Origin of the sequence: Desulfosarcina alkanivorans, from assembly GCF_009688945.1 — a bacterium.
Classification (GTDB): Bacteria; Desulfobacterota; Desulfobacteria; order Desulfobacterales; family Desulfosarcinaceae; genus Desulfosarcina; species Desulfosarcina alkanivorans.
The window spans coordinates 878,077-898,659 of sequence record NZ_AP021874.1 but is presented as its reverse complement, the minus strand read 5'-3'; the positions used below and the strand labels follow the sequence as shown (position 1 = coordinate 898,659).

At 52.1% G+C, this 20,583-nt stretch carries 20 protein-coding genes and 2 tRNA genes; 10 read left to right on the top strand and 12 right to left on the bottom strand.

The annotated features are described in order from the left end of the window. Nucleotides 1-96: 96 nt before the first annotated feature. The gene (locus DSCA_RS04035; protein ID WP_155315210.1) at nucleotides 97-1,392 is read left to right on the top strand and encodes an HD-GYP domain-containing protein; all 1,296 of its coding nucleotides are present in this window, start codon (nucleotides 97-99) and stop codon (nucleotides 1,390-1,392) included. Nucleotides 1,393-1,486: 94 nt separating this feature from the next. Here the strand turns inward: DSCA_RS04035 and DSCA_RS04030 are convergent, their stop codons facing one another. The 3 genes from DSCA_RS04030 to DSCA_RS32855 form a co-directional block, all read right to left on the bottom strand. After that, nucleotides 1,487-2,473 (bottom strand): omptin family outer membrane protease, encoded by a 987-nt coding sequence (locus tag DSCA_RS04030; protein ID WP_167527593.1) that lies wholly within the window; start codon nucleotides 2,471-2,473, stop codon nucleotides 1,487-1,489. 409 nt (nucleotides 2,474-2,882) lie between these two features. Next, nucleotides 2,883-3,131: a hypothetical protein gene (locus DSCA_RS04025; RefSeq protein WP_155315208.1), complete on the bottom strand. Its 249-nt coding sequence runs from the start codon at nucleotides 3,129-3,131 to the stop codon at nucleotides 2,883-2,885. A gap of 5 nt (nucleotides 3,132-3,136) precedes the next feature. Continuing rightward, the gene (locus DSCA_RS32855; protein WP_269434642.1) at nucleotides 3,137-3,271 is read right to left on the bottom strand and encodes a hypothetical protein; all 135 of its coding nucleotides are present in this window, start codon (nucleotides 3,269-3,271) and stop codon (nucleotides 3,137-3,139) included. 407 nt (nucleotides 3,272-3,678) lie between these two features. On the opposite strand from DSCA_RS32855, the gene DSCA_RS04020 reads away from it, so the two are divergent. Continuing rightward, nucleotides 3,679-4,878: an MFS transporter gene (locus tag DSCA_RS04020; RefSeq protein WP_155315207.1), complete on the top strand. Its 1,200-nt coding sequence runs from the start codon at nucleotides 3,679-3,681 to the stop codon at nucleotides 4,876-4,878. Nucleotides 4,879-5,152: 274 nt separating this feature from the next. On the opposite strand, the gene DSCA_RS33425 is transcribed toward DSCA_RS04020, so the two are convergent. Together DSCA_RS33425 and DSCA_RS04010 are read right to left on the bottom strand one after the other, a co-directional pair. Beyond that, complete coding sequence (locus DSCA_RS33425) at nucleotides 5,153-5,689, bottom strand: hypothetical protein (RefSeq protein WP_231716370.1); 537 nt, start codon at nucleotides 5,687-5,689, stop codon at nucleotides 5,153-5,155. Nucleotides 5,690-6,074: 385 nt separating this feature from the next. Next, nucleotides 6,075-6,971 carry a hypothetical protein gene (locus DSCA_RS04010; protein WP_155315205.1) on the bottom strand — a complete coding sequence of 299 codons (897 nt, stop codon included), beginning with the start codon at nucleotides 6,969-6,971 and terminating at the stop codon, nucleotides 6,075-6,077. A gap of 439 nt (nucleotides 6,972-7,410) precedes the next feature. On the opposite strand from DSCA_RS04010, the gene DSCA_RS04005 reads away from it, so the two are divergent. Beyond that, nucleotides 7,411-7,962 (top strand): ankyrin repeat domain-containing protein, encoded by a 552-nt coding sequence (locus DSCA_RS04005; RefSeq protein ID WP_155315204.1) that lies wholly within the window; start codon nucleotides 7,411-7,413, stop codon nucleotides 7,960-7,962. Nucleotides 7,963-8,430: 468 nt separating this feature from the next. Here the strand turns inward: DSCA_RS04005 and DSCA_RS04000 are convergent, their stop codons facing one another. Beyond that, a complete protein-coding gene (locus DSCA_RS04000; RefSeq protein WP_155315203.1) occupies nucleotides 8,431-9,213 on the bottom strand; it encodes a class I SAM-dependent methyltransferase in 783 nt (260 codons plus the stop codon). Between the two features lie 1,060 nt (nucleotides 9,214-10,273). Between DSCA_RS04000 and tnpC the strand changes: the two genes are divergently transcribed. Next, a complete protein-coding gene (gene tnpC / locus DSCA_RS03995) occupies nucleotides 10,274-11,665 on the top strand; it encodes an IS66 family transposase (RefSeq protein WP_155314961.1) in 1,392 nt (463 codons plus the stop codon). A gap of 1 nt (nucleotide 11,666) precedes the next feature. Here tnpC and DSCA_RS03990 read toward each other — a convergent pair whose 3' ends face one another. The 3 genes from DSCA_RS03990 to DSCA_RS03980 all read right to left on the bottom strand — a co-directional run bounded on the left by DSCA_RS03990 (nucleotide 11,667) and on the right by DSCA_RS03980 (nucleotide 13,135). Next, on the bottom strand, nucleotides 11,667-12,035 hold the full coding sequence (locus DSCA_RS03990; RefSeq protein WP_155315202.1) for a hypothetical protein: 369 nt from the start codon (nucleotides 12,033-12,035) through the stop codon (nucleotides 11,667-11,669). Between the two features lie 678 nt (nucleotides 12,036-12,713). Continuing rightward, nucleotides 12,714-12,914: a hypothetical protein gene (locus tag DSCA_RS03985; RefSeq protein WP_155315201.1), complete on the bottom strand. Its 201-nt coding sequence runs from the start codon at nucleotides 12,912-12,914 to the stop codon at nucleotides 12,714-12,716. Between the two features lie 144 nt (nucleotides 12,915-13,058). Then, a tRNA-Arg gene (locus DSCA_RS03980) sits at nucleotides 13,059-13,135 on the bottom strand. Nucleotides 13,136-13,426: 291 nt separating this feature from the next. Here DSCA_RS03980 and tadA point away from each other — a divergent pair. The 4 genes from tadA (at nucleotide 13,427) to DSCA_RS03960 (ending at nucleotide 16,371) form a co-directional block, all read left to right on the top strand. After that, on the top strand, nucleotides 13,427-13,891 hold the full coding sequence (tadA, locus tag DSCA_RS03975) for a tRNA adenosine(34) deaminase TadA (RefSeq protein WP_155315200.1): 465 nt from the start codon (nucleotides 13,427-13,429) through the stop codon (nucleotides 13,889-13,891). Nucleotides 13,892-13,954: 63 nt separating this feature from the next. Then, the gene (locus tag DSCA_RS03970; RefSeq protein WP_155315199.1) at nucleotides 13,955-15,262 is read left to right on the top strand and encodes an adenylosuccinate synthase; all 1,308 of its coding nucleotides are present in this window, start codon (nucleotides 13,955-13,957) and stop codon (nucleotides 15,260-15,262) included. A gap of 54 nt (nucleotides 15,263-15,316) precedes the next feature. After that, a tRNA-Pro gene (locus DSCA_RS03965) sits at nucleotides 15,317-15,393 on the top strand. A gap of 87 nt (nucleotides 15,394-15,480) precedes the next feature. After that, nucleotides 15,481-16,371, top strand: coding sequence for an NAD(P)-dependent oxidoreductase (locus DSCA_RS03960; protein WP_155315198.1), 891 nt, complete (start codon nucleotides 15,481-15,483; stop codon nucleotides 16,369-16,371). 58 nt (nucleotides 16,372-16,429) lie between these two features. On the opposite strand, the gene DSCA_RS03955 is transcribed toward DSCA_RS03960, so the two are convergent. Then, nucleotides 16,430-16,933, bottom strand: coding sequence for a dihydrofolate reductase family protein (locus DSCA_RS03955; RefSeq protein ID WP_155315197.1), 504 nt, complete (start codon nucleotides 16,931-16,933; stop codon nucleotides 16,430-16,432). Nucleotides 16,934-17,251: 318 nt separating this feature from the next. Between DSCA_RS03955 and DSCA_RS03950 the strand changes: the two genes are divergently transcribed. Together DSCA_RS03950 and DSCA_RS03945 are read left to right on the top strand one after the other, a co-directional pair. Beyond that, a complete protein-coding gene (locus DSCA_RS03950; protein ID WP_155315196.1) occupies nucleotides 17,252-18,319 on the top strand; it encodes an HDOD domain-containing protein in 1,068 nt (355 codons plus the stop codon). A 48-nt stretch (nucleotides 18,320-18,367) separates the two neighbouring features. Beyond that, nucleotides 18,368-18,772, top strand: a complete 405-nt coding sequence (locus DSCA_RS03945) for a helix-turn-helix domain-containing protein (RefSeq protein ID WP_155315195.1) — start codon at nucleotides 18,368-18,370, stop codon at nucleotides 18,770-18,772. 279 nt (nucleotides 18,773-19,051) lie between these two features. On the opposite strand, the gene hpf is transcribed toward DSCA_RS03945, so the two are convergent. Continuing rightward, nucleotides 19,052-19,375: a ribosome hibernation-promoting factor, HPF/YfiA family gene (gene hpf / locus DSCA_RS03940; RefSeq protein ID WP_155315194.1), complete on the bottom strand. Its 324-nt coding sequence runs from the start codon at nucleotides 19,373-19,375 to the stop codon at nucleotides 19,052-19,054. A 180-nt stretch (nucleotides 19,376-19,555) separates the two neighbouring features. Beyond that, nucleotides 19,556-20,362: a DnaJ domain-containing protein gene (locus tag DSCA_RS03935; RefSeq protein WP_155315193.1), complete on the bottom strand. Its 807-nt coding sequence runs from the start codon at nucleotides 20,360-20,362 to the stop codon at nucleotides 19,556-19,558. Nucleotides 20,363-20,583 lie beyond the last annotated feature (221 nt).

Below are 20,583 nucleotides of genomic sequence, written 5' to 3'. Positions count from 1 at the left end.
TCTCGTCGCCGAAGGGCATCACCGGTTCTTGTGTTGACGGAACCGGGGAACATTTCTATACTTTTTGGGAAACGGATGATTCCGGATTGAGGGCCCATGTTTAACCAGAGACTTCGCGTGAACCTTGCCGATCTGGCGATGTCCATCGCCAAGGTCGTTGATTTGATGAATGCAGCCGTTGGCCAGCACCATATGCAGGTTGCCTATTGGGCCTATCGGCTGGCGGATGCGCTGGCATTGCCGGATGAAGACAAATTCGATATCTGTATTGCCGGATTGCTTCATGATATCGGCGCCTTTTCGTTACAGGAACGGCTGGACCTGCTGGCGTTCGAGGATGCCCGGCCCGGAGAGCACGCCATGGCCGGCTGTCTTATCCTCGAGCCGTTCGAGCCGTTTGCATCCATCGCCGGGCTGATCAAATTTCATCACCTCCCGTGGAAAAACGGCGGCGGCGCCTTCCAGGATGGTGTGCAGGTGCCCGCCGGCAGCCACCTTCTCCACCTGGCGGATCGCGTGGCGGTCCTGATTTCCGGGCGTGAACCGGTCCTGGCCCAGGTTGGCGACATCTGCGCGTCCATTTCCAGACGAAGCGGCGAGGTCTTCGTCCCCGAGCATGTCGACGCCCTGATGGCCATGAAACACCGGGCGTACGTCTGGCTGGATGCGGCATCCGACCCCATGGAGACCGTCCTCAAGAGAACGGTCCCCTTCCCGGCAAGGGAATTGTCAGCACAGGATCTGGTAGAATTTTCAAAACTACTGTGCCGCCTGATCGATTTCAAAAGTGAGTTTACGGCCACGCACTCCAGTGGCGTCGCCGCCGTGGCCGTCGAACTGGCCAGGGTGACCGGATTTTCAAGAAGTGAACGCAGGCTGATCGAAATCGCCGGTTATCTTCATGACCTCGGCAAACTGGCCATTCCGTCGGAAATCATCGAAAAACGCGGCCGGCTGACCGAGAATGAACAATTCATCATGCGCGCCCACGTGTATCATACCTACCAGGCCCTGGAACCCTTCGAAGCGCTGCGCCCGGTCAACCAATGGGGCTCGCTGCACCAGGAACGGCTCAACGGCACCGGATATCCTTTCGGACTCGGCGGCGACGATCTGCCCCTCGGCGCCAGGATCATGGCCGTTGCCGACGTGTTCACGGCACTGACGGAAGACAGGCCCTATCGCAAGGGGATGGACACGAAAGGCACCATGGCGGTCCTGCAGTCCATGAGCGACAGGGACGAGCTGGACGCAACCCTGGTCGCCAGGGTTTTCAGACATTTCGACCGGTTCAACACCATTCGGGAATCGGCCCAGCAGCAGGCGGTCGGCGAGTACAAAGATTTCCACCGCATTCTGGAAATGAAAACGGGTTCGCACAACGATGGATAACCGGCCGGTATGAAGGGTCAACCGCACATCCCCGGCATGACGGCGGTCAGGGTCGCGTCCCGGAGGCGTCCCTGGTGTTCAACGACCCTGCGGATTAAAACGAATAGAGGAAAGACACCGAGACATTGTGGTATTCGAGTTCGGCCCCCGCCTCATTGAGATATCTCTCCGTGGTTCCATCACCATAAACGACCCGGGTGTCGCCCGTCGTCTCGCAGTACCGCTGGTAGGCATATCCCAGCCGGATCCCCCAATGGTCCGTCAACTGGCAGGCGCCGCTGATGTCCAGGGCGATCATATCGCCGTTTTCAAAACTGTCGTAAAAAACCATATCCCGGTGATAGTGATGATCCACGGCTTCATTTTTGACCAGGGTGCTTCCGGTCAGTCTGGCCTGCAGCGTCAATCGGTTGAAATGCCCGCTGATGCCGATGCCGAGGTAAGGCGTCTGGTACGTCTGCTCGTAGGAAATGCCCGGTTCGTCGCCCGGAAGATAGCCGACGGTATCCCGAAAACCGTTGACTGAATAGATAAAGACCCCGTCGCCATAATCCGTCCATTTCCAGTTGTCATACCGGTAGCCGACAATGGCGGCCAGGGTGAATCCCCCCGGTTCGGCGAGGGTGATTTGCGCATTGACATCCAGGATGCGGCCCTTGTCGAGTTCGACCTGGGCACTGTGCGACCAGTGCGTCCAGTCCTCGTGGCGGATGAACCAGTCGTAATCGTCCATTTCGCCCGTGCCGTCGTTCACGTTGAACCACCCGTCAGCGTTGAATGCCAGGCGTTTGAAGGGTTGAACGGTGAGCCCGAGGCCGACCATATAGACATTTTTTATCTGCCATATCAGCTCGCTTCCCTTTTCTCCCTCCCATGACGCATCGTATACGTATTCCCGGGCTTCCCCGGTCAGGTGGGCTGCTGACACGCGTCCTTCCAACAGGACGGTCGACCGGGCCTGTGCGATCGTTTCGGTTTTTTCCGGTGTGACCGCTTGCGCAAGGCCGTCAGACGAAAAAAACAATGTGCTGAAGCAGGCCATGAGGCCTGCCAGGACAATGGCTCTGCTGATTGGCTTCAAATTGAGATTCCCTGTTCCGGTTGTTGTCGTCAACAATGGGGTTTTTCCCCCCGGACGGCCTTCCGTGCGCTGCCGCATGCTGCACAAGACGGAGGTTCCCAGGCCGGTCCGGGTTGAACCGATATCGGCCGTTTCAATCCGGGTCTTGAGCCCACAGCGGAAAAACCATACAGGAGGTGCCTTTATCCGTCAGGAAGCGGCGCACGGACATTAAAGGGTAACCGGGGAAATAAACGGGGACGGGGGTTTGAAGCGGGAATGACGGCGGGTTGGCGATTCTTATCCATCCGAAGTACCTGCAACGTAAAAACGCATCCGCTGACCCTGAAAAGAAACAGGGACCATTGCAGGCCCCTGCTTTATCTTGAAACATGATCTGCTGCGTTTCCGGCGCACTGAGATTGTCGGATCAGGCCACATCGAAGCGAACGCGGTAGGGAATGGTATGGATCGCCTTGTCGGCGAACCGCCGGAACCTGGCAATATGAACCATCCGCATGGAGAATCGGAAGAGCCAGCGGTAGTAGAAGTCGGGCATGAGGTGCACATTTCGCAGTTCGTACAGGGCTTGATCAGACCAGTAGTACAGTTTCAGGTGGTTCCGGCGATAGGCAAGACTCCTCAGCGGCAGCAGTATGACTTTTTTAAGGCGTTTCATATCGGCTACCCCATCACATCGACACCCGGGTCGCATCCCAGATGCTTGTCCGGATTTTCACAACTAAAATTGGCTTCACGCGTATCCACGTGTCCGTCGCTCCCGTCATCAGAGTAATCATGTATATTTTTTTCGGCCATGACATCACCTCGTTGGGTTGGTCGTTGCTGCCAAGAATTCCTGACAGTCAAAATACGACTTCTGTAAATTCGGGCAATGTGAGCCGTTTGATCGGCAGGTGGTAGTTAAAACCTATCAATTTGCAGTAGAAGCCAGCAGTCATGCCCAGTGAGCGGTCCACCGGGTGGCTGAAAAACCGTTTTAGCGAAAATTTACAGAAAGATCTTCACAAGGTGCACTGCAAAGTCGAATGCGCCTCGATTCGTTGATTTTAAAGGACAGCATGGCACCTTACCGATCTGTCATCGCGTCAAGCAGGAAAAGCAATTTAGAACAGGGGTTGCCGGGCAGGTTTGCGAAGCATCCCGGAAAGATGGTAGATGTCCTGGCAGGGATGTGCTGATTCGTCAAGGACACAGGAGTTTGCATGCCACCCAAAATCGCCCGATCATACGTCCTGATTGCAAGCGCCTGTGCTGTTTTCTGGCCGGGTTCGTTCATTTTCGGATTCCCCGGCATGCTTCGCCAGCACTGGCAGCAGGCATTCAATGCCGACGGAGGCGCGGTGGGCGGAACGGTGTTCTTCATTCTCGCCGGCGCGACCTGCTTCATGTACCTGTGCGGGCGCTGGCAGGAGACATACGGACCGGGAAAACTGGCTGCTTTCGGCGCCGTGACCGGAGGCGGCAGCACCCTCTGGCTGAGCCAGGCCGGAAATATGACCGAGGTATACATCTGGGCCTTTTCCATCGGCGCCTCGTCGGCCTTTGTATACCTGCCGGGGTTGACGGTGGTGCAACGCTGGTATCCGGAAAGGCGGGGCCTGGTCGCGGGATTTTTCAATATGTCGTTCGGGCTTTCGGCGGCCGCCATCTCACCGGTTTTTACTCTCCTTTTGTCCAAATGGGGCTATGAACGGTTGACCCTGGGGGCAGGTTGTGCAGCGCTTTCCATCGGCCTGGTCGCCTCCGCCCTGATCCGTTTTCCGGCGGCCGACCAACCCACAGCGGCATCCGCGGCATCGACGGACAATGCCAGCCGGTCGGTGAAGGAGGCCCTGAGAACCCGGGAGTTCTGGTGCCTCTGGTTCACCTGGGTCTTCGCCGGCGCCGCCGGGGCCAGCATGCTGGTGCTGGCCAGCGGGTTCGGCCTGGCCCGGGGCTTGAGCCTGTCCAGGGCCGTTGTCCTGCTCACGGCGTTCAACCTGACGAATGGCTTCGGCCGGTTGATCAGTGGTTATTTTTCGGACCGGATCGGGCGATCCAGAACCATGGCGATCAGTTTTCTCTGCGCGGGTCTGGCCTATCTGGTCATGCCGTATCCAACGGGCCTTTGGCTGTGGGCTGCGCTGGCAGCAGTCATCGGTTTTGCGTTCGGGACCCTGTTTGCCGTCTCCGGCCCGCTTGCCGTCGATTGTTTCGGCATGGGGCACTTCGGTGCGGTCTTCGGCCTGATCTTTACCGCATACGGGTTCGTGGCCGGGCCCCTTGGCCCATGGCTGAGCGGGCAGATCCTGGATGCCACCGGAGGCAACTACACCCTGGTCTTTTCCCTGCTCGGCATGATGTACTTTCTGGCGGCGGGTCTGATCCTGGTGGTCCAGCCCTGGCGGGAGTGCCGAATGTAACATGGACGGATCCGTAAAAAACCGGTGCCAATTCCCCCTTCTGTGTCACCATCCAAAGCTGCTCTGGCCACCTTCTTTTTCCTCATTTCTCTCTCTTTTCTCAACATTTGTGTAAAAAAGGTTATGATTGGCCGCGTAATCCTCCCAAGATGCTGATATTTCATCGAGCACACGTCTCCACCAAATTATAACCAAACGGATTTACTTGCTATATCGATTCTGGCATACGTATTGCTGACCAGAATCGCAGCCAGATTTCCGGATGGCGGAGATATCAAACGGAAGGAACCGGGTCTCCAGTCAGGCAGACAGAATCATCGACGATCGACACTTCCTGATTCCAACATATCAGTGAACAAGGAAAAAAATGGAAAAAGATTTCGCGCTTGCCCACAACGATTACCGACGATTTCACGAAAGGAAAAAGTATCCGGCAGAGATCGTTTTTCACCATGCGAACCGGTTGTACGCAGGCAGCCTGAAAGATGTCAGCCTTGGCGGTGCCTATGTTGAAACTTACTGCGTCAATCAATTTTCCCTTAAAGATATTGTCACCCTCAGCATCCCTTTTTCCTCCGGCCAGAAAAATGTCAAACGCAGAGGGAGCATTCAATGGCTGAACAATGCCGGGTTCGGTGTCGAATTTATTTGAGGTAAAGCCACCGGCCCGAGGGGTCACCGTCGGAAAGCCCTGGGTTAAAGGGACACCGCCCCTGCTCCAGACAGGGGCGGCGCGTGGGAGGATGCCGCCGCCATAGTCCGGTCGATCACCGGCAACTGGTCCGTGGCTTTTCTTCCAGGCAGCGGACACACTTGCGATTCATGTCCGTATCCAGTTATTGCGTGGCTGCGCAGCAGGCTGGGACCAGCGATGGCGTCCCCGGCAAACCTGCTTGAATAAAAATGAGGTAGGCGTCTTTCAGAAATCACAGGACCGCATCAACAGTAAGCAGTTGATACTGCTTGCTGTCTGTTTATAGTCAGAGATGGCATTTAACGTTGCCGCCACGTGCCGTCAGGCGAACACACCAACGGTCCAAGAACAGTTCCTGTAGGATAAGAAACACCGTTGTATGTACAATTTCCGTATGCGGTTGAAGAAACGAGAAATACAAATAATGCCACTATAAAATATTTCATTTTTTTCTCCTTTCATAAAAAGCGTCGAACACTTTTTGCCCCATGCATGTAGTCAGTCAATAAATTGAATGTTGTTTTATACTGACCATTTTCTTAGAAGCCTTTTTACCGGAAGCATTGACAACCGCCTGTGGTCTGACTGGAGAAACCACGTAACCCTTTTTAACCGGAAATAATTTGGCATTGTATCTTTTTTCACAAACGGCATTCTCACCTAAAAAAGTTTTAGCGTCACTTGTATTTATAATAATACAAGGCTGTTCGCCTGGATAGATATTAGGAAATTCGTGGACAACGATAACCGAAAGTGGAGAAAGAAGAGGGTTGTCTTTGTTAAGCAACAGCCACTCTCTTCCAAAAATATCACAACCTCTTCCTCTAATTATTGCAGCCTCTCCCTCGGGGATACTATAGGAATTGGAAAATACTATTTGAATGTCAATAGGACGCTTTTCAAAAATACCCTCTTCATTGTCACTCAGCTCTCTGAATTTTTTTGATACAACATGTTCATAATCCAGCTTGTTTATGGCCTCTACAACTTCACGCAGTTCTATATTGTAATAGCGATGATATTCTCGTTTAAATGGGCCCGTCAAATTGAAAAGCAGCTCCCTGAGGCCTTTGGAAAAATCGTCTTTTCCTGTTCGTTTTCTTATGTCATCCAACAACAAGAGGCTGTCTTTCCTGTAAAGGCCATACGAATCTCTGAGAATTGCCAAAGTGCCGCTTTTATTTTCTTCATTTTCCATCATATTTTTTATAAGAGCAATAAAATCAATCCTGTTTTCATCAATATTCATCGTCGCTTCGTTATCACCAATTTTAATTGTGAGAGATCCTGCCCGCTGCTGTTTTGAGATGATAAAGGCAAAGACTGCTATGATAAAAATGATAACGGCAGCACCCAAAAAGTAGAATTTAAGTTTGGTTGAATCTGTTCTCTCAGACATATCAACCTCTCTTTGATTAGATGTAAAAAATACGAACTCTCTGCTTAAAACAAACGTGATAAAACAGGCTTTGGTAATTTTATATGAGCAGAGATCGTGCCAACAAGTCGAATAGGTTTAAGGTGATGTATTGTAACAGAATATCGACTTTGGTAGGTTGGATTTAATTAGATCTTTGAGGAGGAGGAGAGCGATATATCAAACAAACAACAAAATATGGTAATTTTTATGTCATTACATCATAAGCTTAATTTAATGAGATTCGTTACGGAAGCATAATTCAACACTATCGCTAAAGTGTTAAAACTTTCGACCGATACTCGCAGCTTTGCATCTATAAACGTCTGCATTGATATCAAATTGTATTGACCTTCATTGAAAAATTGTGTTGATTAGACAGTTTTGAATCGTGCATAACCTAAAAACAAAGGAATAGCCCATGCGCAAAATATCCTGGCAATTAGCCGCCCTCACCATTTGCTTGAGCCTTACACTTTTTGGCTTTGGTGGCCCCGATATCAATACTGCGGCCGAACTGGGAATGGCTGAAAAGCTTCGTGAAGCAATCGACCAAGGTGCCGACGTCAACAAACGGGGTAAAAATGCAAATACGCCTCTCCACTCCGCAGTGTGGAAAGATCATATTGATTGCGTCCGCATCCTTCTCGATCATCATGCCGACGTTAACGCCGTGAACGGGGATGACTCTCGTACACCACTTCACATAGCAGCTGCTTTAGGCAGTACCGAAATTGCTCGCTTGCTCCTTGAATCTGGGGCAAACGTTGATCCTATCGATAAGAATGGACGCACACCACTTTACCTGGCTGCAGCAAGAGACCAAGCGAAAGTCGTCTTGCTTTTGCTTGAAAAGGGTGCAGATATCGATGGGAGAAGCAAAAATCGTAATGGCACACCTTTGGCAGTAGCCAAAAGGACAGCAAGCGTAAAAGCGCTACGCGTGTTGAGATCTGCATATAATCAGCGATAATGGATCGCCCGACAAGAAAAATGCACTCTGAGTAAAAAAAGCGCCGGTCCTCATACCTCGTTGCTCTGCTTTTTTCTGCCGGTGATTTACAGCGTTGCCAACACAATTTTTCAAAAAGCGATGAAAACCGAATCAATCCTGACTTTTTTATTTCAAAAGGGTACGACCCCCTTAGGGCTACCGACCTATTTACCCCCGGTCCCTGCTGCTGTTCCTATACATCGGGCACAAAACCAGGCATGCCGCACACCTGAAACCCGATCTTCTCCTTGCCCATCTCGCCGATCGGCGCGGTAACATCCAAGCTGTCAATGGGAAGGCATTCTTGGGCGGTATACTTTGCAGATTGCTCTATACACTTTTGACGAAACGACCCACTTGAGAATCCTTGGCTGCCTTTGTTTTGCGCTTTTATGTGTTCCTATGACAATCTTATTCTCGACAGAATGCTAAGAATGCACAAGATTCCTATATCTGGCGGTTATGAGGAGTTCGCAACTGGGCATATATGCTTACTGTAAAGAACTTCTCAAGAATAGGTATTTGACGCAATAACCTCATCAGAGGCATTCCCAGCCGTTCGCCTTTGTTGTATTCAATCATGTCCGGCACCCAGCCTTGGTCAGACACTATTTTTCGAAACTGCTTGGGCGTAAGTTTGTTAAGCCAAACGTCTGCAGCTGATCGGACCTGAACCTTCCGTAAATGCGATGATAATAGAAATAGCAGAGGCTCTGGAAGCATTGCTGGAAGCCATGGAATTATTCTTCTACCCTTTCTCCCTGTATAGCGTCCATGATCGCCGAAGGGACTGAAATATAGTGGGCTGAAACCGGTTATCAACAAGCCGCCTTCGTGAAGTCGTGCGGCAATGTCACGCATCATTGCCGGAAGGTCTTCAATATGCTCGAATGAATCCTTTGAAATTGCTATGTCGAATTTCCCGCTAATTTCTACAAGGGGACAGCACTCAAAATTTATTACAGAACTGTATTCAGGATACTTGAATTCTATAATTCTCTTGGCGAATTCTATACGGGACCTATTGATATCAACTCCCACAACCCGTTTTGCACCCAGACTGGCAATATAAACAGAAAGAGCACCGTGTCCGCATCCAATATCCAGAACGGTCTTTCCCTTGTAATCACTGTAGCCAATTCTTTGCTCAAACTCGTGATTGTCACGCTCAAGCTGATCAAAAAAATAATCCAACTCTGTTTGATCGAATATTATGCTGGAGTCGTTCATAGATGTCTATATCCTTTTGCCATTTATACCAACTCTTATTTCTGTACCATACGGAAATGTTATATTGATGTCTTTTTAGTGCACCAAATAATCAAAAAAGTTAGAGAAGTTCAACCTACCACAGAACTTGCGTCAAACTCAAAAACAGGAAAAGGATCAATTACAGACACATTATTCGCCAAATATGCAAAATCACTGATACCATATGTTGTGGTCGATAAAAATAATCCAAAACTTAACGACGCTAATAAATCTACAATGCAAAACCTTCGATACATTGATATAGTTTCAATTATAACATAGATAATCACTGCACATTCTGGCCAATAAACACATGAAATCCAACGCAGGTATCGGAAGGGTAAGTGTCTCCCAAATTTTCTGGGTGACCATTCAGAGAGTCAATTATGTATAGAGAAATGAGCGTGTGAGATCATCAAAAAAGGCCAGCAATGCTGCATAACTCAGCAGGCATTTGGGATAATGTCAAGAATAATCGACACAATCATACCATTTCAGATAGTTAAGGCTTGGGGGCATGCCCGGTAACGGGCACTATGTCAAACGCGAGGGCCAGAAATCTGGACCACAGTCAATCGGATTGGAGTAACTTAGTCCTAAGGGCTTAATACCCTCTGGAAATAAAAAAAGCCGAGATTGACCCGGCTTTCTTCGCTCTTTGACAATTTGTGGTGGTAACGGGCTAATCAGCCGCGCAGCTTTTTGCGTCGGCTGAATTAGAGATGTTATATCATAGCCGTTCAGTAATCTTTCTCATCCTGTTCAAAACGTATTAATGTCTGGCATTCTACAATATCATTCCATACCTTTACTATATCTTCTGGATCTTCCTCTGAAATTAGATGATATGACAAACTTGATTTCTTCAAATCATTGACAGTATTTAATGGCAAAAAGGTAAGCATTCACGGGGTACTTTGATGGTCCGATTGGCTTCGCAAGTCCCCGAAATCAATACACAAAAGTAAGGTCCCTAACCATCTGGAATAATTCAAAATAAATCTAGATTTTTCTTTTTGGCTATGATAGGGTGCTTTTCATGGCACTCAAAAGACCTTTTTCGGAACTCGATTGGCAACTGACGCCAGAGCCGGTGCGTCATTACATCATGGCTCTGGAACGGACGCTTTTCGATATGGAACAGCGGATTGCACTTCACGAAAAACGGCTCGAGAAGCTCGAGGTTCGGACCCGGAAAAATTCTCACAACTCCAGCAAGCCACCGTCTTCCGATCCACCTTTTGCGAGGAAGAAGAGAAAGCAAAAAAAGAGCAAAAAGGCTAAAGGCGGTCAGAAAGGCCATAAGCCGCACCAGCAGCAAGTGCTGGACCCGACCGAGAGCTATTGGTTGACCCCGCAACGTTGCTCATGCGGGCATTCGGCTTTCGATCAGGAAAAGATGAAAACGTTTTACGTACATCAACATATTGAGCTTCCCGAAATCGAAATGCAAGTCAATCACTATCTTCTCCAGCAATGCGATTGCCCTAACTGCGGTAACGTGGTCAAAGCCATGCTGCCACCTGAGATGTCCACCGGTTACGGTCCTCGTTTTACCGCCTTTATCGGTGAACTGAGCGGCATCAAGGGCATGAGCCGAAACGATGTCAAAAAGTTGTGCGAATCTGTATTAGACATTCCCATTGCCACCGGAACCATCCAGAAAATTGTCGACCGCACCTCAAATGCGCTATTGCCAGTCTACGAACGCATCGGCCAGATCGCCCGACGCTTTTGGTGTAACTACATCGACGAAACATCCTGGTTTAAGCAAAATGATCTGCACTGGCTGTGGGCCATGGTAAATGAACGGGTGGCATTTTATCGTATCGACCCACACCGGTCTAAGGAGGCCTTCGAAAACTTAATCCAGGATTGGAACGGCATTCTGGTCAGTGATGGATACGGCCTATACCAAAAATGGGTGCACCGCCAAACCTGCCTGGCTCACCTGATCCGCAAGGCCGATGCCCTGACGGAAAGAAAGAAACCCGACCTTCGCCGCTTCGGAGAAATCGTCGCCGCCTGGCTGAGGCAACTGGTATCGTTTGCCAAAGAACCTCCCGACTCAAAACAGTGGTCGGATTTTTATACGTTCTTCTTGTTCACCGTCTCCCTTTGGGAAGAGGACAAGACCGATGCTGGTAGACTTGCCCGTCAGATCGTACGGGAAATGGACAGTCTGTGGACCTTTCTCGATCACCATGGCGTCGAACCTACAAATAATCGCGCTGAGCGGGCCTTACGTTTTGGTGTGCTGTGGCGAAAACGCAGTCTGGGAACCCAAAGCGAAAAGGGTAATCGGTGGGTCGAGCGGATCTTGTCACTGAAAGAGACCTGCCGTTTAAATGAAAAGCCCACGTTCCCATTTCTCGTGGAATGTATTGCTTCCTACTTTCGTAATATAATGCCTGACCTTTCCTGGATTTGATTCATACGGGAATATCCCGTGAACGCGTACGCAAAAAGAAATCATCTATTTCAAGCTTCTCTTCGATATCAAGGTTGCCCGGAATGAAATCCAGAAAGTGCACTATACTGCGCACTCCGTAACGAAATTTGCTAATCGCTATGAAACGTAATAAAGCCCAAGGAACCATCTCAAGATATGGATACTTTTGTTTCAAAATGGATATGGAGAGGCAAATTTTATCAATGCGCCTATCCCTATTTTTTTTGGAAATGTCAAGCTGAGGAATCTCTACCACACCACCATTGACTCTTGATAATAAATCAACGAGCTTTTTTTCATCTTTCTGTATTCCATCAATCGCCATTTCCATGCTTTTGGCTGATTTCATGACGGGATGGTTCCTGATAACTGCCGCATGCGATTTGATTAACAGGATCGACTGACGGCTTGTTGGAGAGTGCCCACCCGTTCCGTACGACCTTAAATGGCTCCAAGGTGCTCTGATCCCATTACCAAAAGGAGATCTCGTCATACCAGATTGCCACAATCGGACATTAGTGGACGGGGTGAACCACCTGTTTTGCTGAGTTGGAGAGGTTTGTTTTTTTATCGACATCCCGGTTTATGGTCTTTAAAAAAACCGGTTAAAATCGGCACAGGGGGAGTGTTGTCTGAAAAATGGGTCAAAAAAAGGGTTGCAAAAATTCTGGTGCTCTCCAACACATTGCAATTATATGATCATATCAGACTTCTTTTAGACATCATGACTTTTGGCAAGTGCCACTCTTCCAATGTGATATCAAAAAAACCTGAACTGTTTTTGCCGATATAGCCCCATAGTAGAGGGACACAATACCCTGGTCAATTGTATTGATTTTTTTCTGGCTTCCACCATTGTGGACGGATAATAAGAAATCTTAACGGTGCTCTTCCGACTTCTCAACTTTGGACAAGACGTCCTACCCTGGGTCTTTTCCATTTTTTTAAATCGCAGGTCAGTTGTTCTGGAAAAGATTCTCTTGGCAGGCAAACTTGATCAGACGTCAGGAAGGCGCAAGAATGAAATTCATGAAGCAAAATCCCCAGATTTCATTTCCCACTTTCGGTTTCCACGATAAAACCCTTTTTTATTGATTTGATTGGATATTTTTATTTTCACACCTTTTTGCACCCATTTCCCCGCGTTTCCGGACTTTTTTTCCATGGTGACCATCACACAGATCCGCACCTCCACGCCACACAATCCCGCACAACCCAACGACTTCATGGCACATCCCACCCGATCCCAGCCAATCCCGCCTGGTTTCAAACCAAGTGCCAGATCACAAAATTGACGCTATGTTGCTCCCATAAAAAAAGCCCCCAAGATTGTGTCTTGGAGGCTTGAAGGATTTATGATCCTTTGCGATTCTGGCGCGCCTGGCAGGATTCGAACCTGCGACCTACGGATTCGTAGTCCGGCACTCTATCCAGCTGAGCTACAGGCGCTCAAAGTTGGACTGCTTCTTAAGCCAAACGGAGAAGCATGTCAATACATTCTTTAACCGGACGGTCACCTGAAAATCCGATATCTGTGTTCCGCTTCATACCCCGTTGCGGCATGACAACATTCGTACCCCTTTTCTTTCCGGCACTAACAATCCCTGATCTCGGGATTTCAACCAGACCCACACCCTTACGGTTTCATCCAGGCTTTGGGAACTTCACCTTAACAATGGTTCCCGGTTGGCCGCCAAATAGCTATTGATCAAAGCCCAAAAAACGATACACTGTGCTGCCATGGACCAGACTCACGAACACTTCATGCAGATGGCCATCGATCAGGCCCTTGCCGGCGCCCGGATGGAAGAAGTCCCGGTGGGCGCGGTGATCGTGGATGCCGACGGCCAGGTGATCGCCCGGGATCACAACCGGACCGTCAGCAGCTGCGATCCGACGGCCCACGCCGAGATCAACGTGCTGCGCGCCGCCGGCCGCCGGATACAAAATTATCGTTTGTTAAGCACAACCTTGTATGTTACGGTTGAACCTTGTGCCATGTGTATGGGCGCTATCGTCCACGCCCGGGTGAAAACGGTGGTTTTCGGGGCCTTCGATCCCAAATGGGGGGCCGCTGGAAGCCTTTACGACTTAGGGCAGGACATCCGGTTGAACCATCAAGTCGAAATCATACAGGGAATTTACCGGGACCGCTGCCGGGCGTTGATGCAGTCTTTTTTTCGCGACCGGCGCAAGCGCAGGTGAGACAGGCCGGGAGCGTCGGTGCCCCCTCTCTTCCGGTCCACATTATCAACGAAGGAGCATCAAGTGGCAAATATCGCAATTGTTGGAACCCAATGGGGCGATGAAGGAAAAGGGAAGATCGTGGATCTGCTGGCCGCCGACGCCGACGTGGTGGTGCGTTTTCAGGGCGGCAACAATGCCGGCCACACCATGGTGGTTGAGGGAGAACAATTCATCAGCCACCTGATCCCCTCGGGCATCCTGCAGAAAAAAATCTGCGGGATCGGCAACGGCGTTGTCGTGGATCCGGAGGTCCTGATCAGCGAAATCGATTACCTGGCCGCCAAAGGCATTGCCGCCGGACCGGAGATGCTCATGATCAGCGACAGGGCCCATGTCATCATGCCCTATCACAAGCTGGTGGACCATGGCCGTGAGAAAATGAAAGGCGACAAAAAGATCGGCACCACCGGCCGGGGCATCGGCCCCTGCTACGAAGACAAGGCCACCCGCCGCGGTGTCCGTTTCGTGGACCTGATCGATCCGGACGCCTTCCGGGAGCGGCTGGAATCCATCGTTCCCGAAAAGAATTTTTACCTTGACAAATTTCTCGAGACCGACACCGTCGATCTCGAATCCATCTACAGCCAGTACGCCCGATTCGCCGACCGGCTTCGGCCCTATGTCAAGAACGTTTCCGTGGCCTTGCAGGAGGCCGGCAAGGCCGGCCGGCAGATCCTGTTCGAAGGCGCCCAGGGCACCCACCTGGACATCGATCACGGCACCTACCCCTTTGTCACCTCCTCCAACACCGCCTCGGGCAATGCCTGCTGCGGCAGCGGCGTGGGCCCCAAGGACATCAACGGCGTGGTCGGCATCGTCAAGGCCTACACCACCCGCGTGGGCGCCGGACCATTTCCGTCCGAGCTTTTCGACGACATCGGGGACCGGATTCAAAAAACCGGTGACGAATTCGGTGCCACCACCGGGCGGCGGCGGCGCTGCGGCTGGCTGGATACGGTCATCCTTAACAATGCGGTACGGCTCAACGGCCTCACCGGCCTGGCCATCACCAAACTGGATGTGCTCAGTGAACTGGATGAACTGAAGGTCTGCACGGCCTATACCCTGGACGGCCGTCAGATCGACGACGTACCGGCCAACCTCAACCACCTGGCCGCCTGCGCGCCGGTGTACGAAACCCTGCCCGGCTGGCGTGAGGATATTCGCGGGGTGCGGCGATTCGAGGACCTGCCCGATCTGGCCCGACAATACCTGGCGCGCATCGAGTCCCTGACCGGGGTGCCGATCCAGATTGTTTCCGTGGGCCCGGGAAGAGATGAAACCATCATTTTGAACAACCCCTTCAACGGAAAAAAAAAGGCATCCTAAACGATATTCAACCTATTGACTTTTTACATGCCTTGACATACAAGCACCATCCATCGGGACATGGCTCAGTCTGGTAGAGCACAGCGTTCGGGACGCTGGGGTCGCAGGTTCAAATCCTGCTGTCCCGACCAATTCGATCCAAAGGGGTTACGATTGCCAATCGTGCCCCTTTTTTTATTTTCAACATCCAATGACCTTTTTTCCATAAGGAGACCCTCATGACCAGCCAACGCATCGGATGGATCGGAACCGGCGTAATGGGCCTATCCATGTGCAGCCACCTGCTGGAGGCCGGACACGGCCTGACCGTTTTTAACCGGACCCGCGACAAGGCCTCAACGCTTTTGGACAAGGGCGCCGTCTGGGCCGACACGCCCGGGGCCGTGGCCCGGGACAGTGACATCGTATTCACCATGGTCGGCTTCCCGGATGACGTCCGGGAAGTGATCCTGGGGGATGACGGTGTGCTGGCGGGAACCAGGCCGGGCGATACCCTGGTGGACATGACCACCTCCAGCCCTGACCTGGCCCGGACCATCTTCCAGGAGGGGGCCTCAAAAGGGGTCAACACCCTGGACGCACCGGTTTCCGGCGGGGACGTGGGGGCCCGTGAAGCCACCCTGGCGATCATGGTTGGCGGCGACCGTCCGGTGTTCGATGCGGTCAGGCCCCTTTTCGAGGTCCTGGGAAAAACCATCAGCCTGATGGGCGGGGCCGGTGCCGGACAGCATACCAAAATGACCAATCAGATCCTTATTGCCGGCACCATGATCGGCGTGGTGGAATCGCTCCTGTACTGCCGGCGGGCCGGTATGGATGCCCACCGGGTCATCGATGTGATCGGACAAGGGGCGGCCAGCTCGTGGTCCATCAACAACCTGGGGCGCAGAATTGCCGATGGGGATTTCGCCCCCGGCTTCTATGTCAAACACTTTGTCAAGGACATGGGCATCGCACTGGAGGAGGCCCGCCGCATGCGCCTGTCGCTGCCCGGGTTGGCCCTGGTGCACCAGTTTTATGTGTCGGCCATGGCCATGGGATGGGAAAACCTGGGCACCCAGGGGCTTTATCGGGTGCTGGACGCCATGAACCGGCAGCCAGGAATCTGAGGTCAGAATACGGAAGTCGGAGTTCGGCCCTCGGACATCAGACTTCGGACATCCGGTGTCAGCGGTCAACCAGATAGCGCAGGCACAGGGTGTTTTCGTCCAGCTGCCGGAATTCTTTCAGGTTAAGCTTCAGGTCCACGGCATCCGAAAAGACGCTGAGCCCGGTGCCGAACGCCAATGGGGAAACGGTCAGGATCAGTTCATCGATCAGGCCTTTGGCGGCAAACAGATGGTTGATCTTGGCGCCGCCCACCACCACGGCTTCCGTGTAGCCCTGGCCGGCCAGGCGATCAAGAACCTTCTCGGCAGGATCCTGGGTGAAGACCAGATCCTCCCGGTCGGACCGGCGATCGGCGTTGCGCGTCATGACCACGGTTTTACGTCCGGGAAGCACCCGCCCGATGGTGTCGAAGGTGGTCGACCCCATGATCATCACGCCGGCTTTTTTGGTAACCTGGACGTAAAGCCGCTTGTCGGCTTTTCCGGTCCAGTCGGGAAAATGATCGACGTCCCGCGCGATCTTTCCGTCTACGGTAATGGCAACCATCAGGCTGACATGCATGGCGGTATCGTCTCCGGTTTGAAATGGGTTTCAGGATGGGAAAATACTGGACGCCTCATAGCATAAAAGCCCGCCGTTTTAAACACGGACGAAAAAACCACGCCATTCCGGCCCGTTTTTTCAGGTTTCCTGGGAGAAGTTTTCCGGGCCGGCATTAAGTTTTTGAAGGCGTTGCCGATGAAGAAACCAACGGGGCATTGCTCCGTCGCCTTGTGGCAATCCGACATTTGATTCTGGTCAAAATCAATCGAAACCGGTATACTCAAATTTGATCCACTGAACTGACAGACCCCCTGAAGTGTCCGAGAAAGGTGTTCCATGAAAGTCGAATGTGAAAATTGCGATAAAGCCTTCGAGCTTCCCGACGACCGCCTGCCTACCGGCAAAAAGGTCTCTTTCCCCTGCCCCGGCTGCAAATCAAAAATCACGCTGGACCTGAGAGAAAAACCGGAACCCGTCACCGAGCAACCGGCTGCTGCGCCCGATGCATCCGAGGGGAAGGTGGTGTATACCCCCATTGCCGAAAAATCTTCCGACGAACTGGACGGCAGCGACCTGAAAAGAAAAATCCTGAACAGCATCAAAGACCTGCCGCCCATGCCCAAAATCATCTACAAGGCCCGCGAGGTCATGGCCGACGAACGATCCGGCTTTAAGGATATCGCCGAGGTGATCGAAACGGATCAGGCCATTGCAGCCAAGGTCCTGCAGGTGGCCAACTCCGCCTATTACGGGTTGTCCGGAATGGTTTCCTCCATCCACCAGGCCACCGTCGTTCTGGGCCACAAGACCCTGGAACAGCTCATCACCATGGTATCGGCCACCAGCCTGCTGGGAAGCCACCTCAAAGGGTATCGCATGGGATCCGGCACCCTGTGGCAGCACTCCCTGGCCGTGGCCCTGTGTTCACGGCTGATCGCCAAGGACCGCGCGCCGGCGCTGGAAAACGACGCCTTTTCCGTCGGCCTGATCCACGACGCAGGCAAACTGGCCCTGGATAAATATATCCTGGAACGCAAGCCCCAGGTGGATCAGGCACTCAACGCCGGCGTCACGTTTCTGGAAGTGGAAAAGCAGGTCCTCGGATTCGACCACACGGAGCTGGCCTCCGACCTGTGCACCAAATGGAAACTTCCGGAAAACCATGTCAGCGCCATGCGGTTTCACCACGATCCCGGTGCTTCCGGGGACAACCAGCTGGCCTATATCGTTCACACCGCCAATTTCATCGCCCAGCAAAGCGGCATCGGCAGCAGCATGGATGCGGCCCGGTATGAACTGGATCCGGAGGCACTGACATTTCTCTCCCTGGATGAAGAAGATTTGGAGCAATATACCGAAGCAACCCGTGAAGCGGTCAGCCAGATTACCGAAAGCATGGCCTGAGCGATTGGGACATGAAAGGGCTGTAAAACCTCAAAAGGAGTTGGTTGCATGACCGAAAATGGAAAAACCCTGACCACCGGTGAATTTTCTGAAATGACGGGAATCGCGGTTTCCACCATCACCAATATGCTGCGCAAGGGATTCCTCCGCGGTGAGAAACGCGGCGGGAAATGGGCCATCGAACCGGAGGAAATCAAAAATCCCGCGGTTCTGGCCAGGAAATCCCGTGCCGACGCACCCGGGGACCTCGGTCCGATTTTTGACACACCCGCTGCGGCCGGCCAAACATACGATGTAAAAACGTTTGCCCGGATGACCTATCTTACCGAAAAAGGGGTTCGCCGGTGGATCGCAGCCGGCCGGCTCTCCGGCTGCATCGATGCCGGCGGCAACACCATGGTGGATGCCGCCAACCTCGAGCGTTCCGAGCTCAAACACCTGATCAGAAGCTGACGCCAACAACGCCCACAGACCACCCGTATGCAGCCGTCGATGCGCCTTGAATCCGAACGTTAGATTCTTCGTCATCGGGTTCACGCCGGTTCCTTCCCCTCGCCTGAGGCCGAAACGCGGTTGACCACGGGGAACCGGTTTAAGCCGGTTCTGCGGGATATGCCTGCCAACGGTTTTCGGCGGCAACGGGCACCTGACCTGAAAAAGCCTCCCCGAATGGTATCACAGGGAGGCTTTCTGAAGTCCGGATCAATTTATCAGGCGGTCCTGATATGCGGATCAGGCGGTTGGTTCACCGATAAGACTCGTGTCTACCCGATGCGACTGGATTTTCTCCTTGTTTCTGATCAACTGTTTCTTGGCTTTGTCCACCACCAGGTCAATGGCTTCATTCCAGGCGCCGCTCTCTTCCTTGGCGTGGACTTCAAATCCCTTCCCGTTGAGGTTGACGTCCACGATTTTTCTCAGTTTCTCTTCCTGGAAAACCACATCGGCAGTTCCGGGATGGGGCATGATTTTTTCAAGTCGCGTGAGCTTTTCTTCGAGGTAGGTTTTCAGGTAGCCAGAGGAGTCTACGTTTTTAAAGGTGACCAAAATTTGCATAATACGTCCTCCTTTCGCGGTTGTCCGGTCCGTTCACCACCGTTGTGCAATCCCCTTGTCATGCTGGACCGACGGGGAGTGATAGGTGTCGTTATTTCGCTTTGGAAATGGTAACGACTGTCTTTTTTTACATCCACGGGAGATCAGCCGATGCACTGACCGCTTCTGACCTTCAGTCTATCATCGGCCGATAACCGAGACAATAAAATCCTTTGCTTTTTTCAAAATCGGCTGTTTTATTTTTACCTTCAGGTAGAGGTCGCCGGTCGGCCCGCCGTTCTTGCCGGGTGCCCCCATGCCGGAGAGCCGGATCTGCTGGCCCTCCCTGGTCCCGGAGGGGATGTTGACCACCAGCTTTTTTGACCGCCGGTGGTGGTGGTAGGGATAGGGCCCGCCGGTCCGGGCAAACTCCCTGCCCAGCCGGATGGTGTCGTGAATGTCCGTCCCCGCTTGCGGCAGGCTGACCCCGGTAACCTTTTGCAGCAGATACGTGGCCAGTTTGCCAACACCGGGAGGCGCCCCTCCCGCCATTGCTTTACCCCGTCGCTTACCGAATCCGCCGCGGTATATGAATCCTTTGCCGTGAAGGCCATGCTGCTTGAATTCAAATTGCTTGTACCCTGAACCGTAAAAGTCGCTGAATATGGAATCCACACCCCGAAGGCCGAACGAGCGGGCCATTTCCTCGAATATCTGGTGAACGTCAGAACCGTTGAAGATATCCTGCTCGGTATAGGCGTTTCGGAACTGACCGTATGCATTGTCGCCGAAACGATTTCGCATGCTGTCGTAATCTCGTCTTTTTTCAACATTGGAGAGCACCGCGTAGGCCTCATTGACCCGTTTCATCATCTCAGCAGTTTCCGGATTCTTATCATTGCGATCCGGGTGGTATTTAAAGGCCAGTTCCCGATAGGCCTCCTTGATTGTCCTGGCATCCGCTTCGCGATCGATCCCCAGTACCTCGTAGTAATCCTGTTGTGCCATGCGCCCCTGTTTTCCTGTTTTTGAATAATGTGAACACCCCGGTGCGTGTTAAGCCTAATATAGTCATGAATTGCCCGTTGGCGATGTCCAAAATCAGTCTGTCTGAAAAAACCGGCCGGCAGCAATTGCGACGCAAGGGAATAAGATCCGCTCAAGAATTTTGAAAAAAGGCCGATCATAAGGTTATCTCGGGCGTTGGAAAAAGATCGCCCGGTATGACA